This window comes from Marinobacterium sp. xm-d-530, assembly GCF_013283365.1.
Taxonomy (GTDB): domain Bacteria; phylum Pseudomonadota; class Gammaproteobacteria; order Pseudomonadales; family Balneatricaceae; genus Marinobacterium_E.
The window spans coordinates 1-1072 of record NZ_WBYM01000010.1; the positions used below are offsets into that span (position 1 = coordinate 1).

At 44.3% G+C, this 1072-nt stretch carries 1 protein-coding gene; it reads left to right on the forward strand.

The window, feature by feature from the left end:
* Positions 1-74: 74 nt before the first annotated feature.
* A protein-coding gene (locus XMD530_RS11270) for an IS3 family transposase (protein ID WP_254446222.1) occupies positions 75-1072 on the forward strand; the annotation gives its coding sequence in 2 pieces (ribosomal slippage) (positions 75-324 and positions 324-1072; 999 coding nt annotated over the 2 pieces). This gene is flagged as partial in the annotation.

The window sequence follows — 1072 nt, forward strand, 5'->3', positions numbered from 1 at the left end:
TGACCTCTCCCCCAAAAACTAGACCATGACCTCGATGAGATTTCCATTTAACCTAAAGGGATGGAGATCTCGATATGAAGAAGCGTTACACCGAAGAACAGATCATTAAGGCGATCAAAGAGCATGAGGCAGGAGCCAAGGTAGATGACATCTGCCGTAGGCTAAATGTATCAGCTGGAACCTTTTACAACTGGCGAAGTAAATATGCTGGTCTTGAGGTTAACGAAGCCAAACGCCTTCGTGAGCTTGAAGCTGAAAATAATAAACTCAAGAAGCTTCTAGCGGAGAAGTTACTTGAGGTCGATGCTATGAAGGATGTTCTCTCAAAAAAGTGGTAAAGACCGCTCAGCGTAAAGAGGTGGTCACACATCTGATTGAACATCATAACTTAAGTGAAAGAGCTGCTTGCAGACTGGCTTGTTTAGGCAGATCGAGCTTTCGATATGTGGCCACGCCAACTGATGATTCAGCACTTCGGGATCGGCTAAAAGAACTGGCTGCAAAGCAGTCAGCTTACGGTTATTTGATGTTGCACAGTCTTCTTAAGACTGAGGGACTAGTCATTAACAAGAAGCGTACATATCGCCTCTATACGGAAGAAGGACTTCAGGTCAGAACTAAGAAGCGTAAGAAGCTAACTCGTCCTAGACAGCCTCTAGAGGTGCCTACTGAAGTAAATCAGCGTTGGTCCATGGATTTTGTAGCCGACCAATTAGCTGGCGGACGCAGATTTAGGGTTTTGAATGTTGTCGATGACTATTCAAGAGAGATGGTTGGGCAGTTGGTCTCTATATCAATCAGTGGACGACAAGTTGCCAGATTCCTATCGGAGCTGATTGAGTCACGTAGCAAGCCTAAAAAGATTATTTGTGACAACGGAACAGAGTTTACTAGCAAGGCGATGTTCTTTTGGAGCAAAGAGACAGCTGTGCAGCTAGGATTTATTCAGCCAGGCAAACCCACTCAAAACGCTTTTGTTGAGAGCTTGAATGGCAAATTTAGAAACGAATGCCTAAATCAGCATTGGTTTAGAACGCTGGATGAAGCAAGATATGAGATCGATTTATGGCGA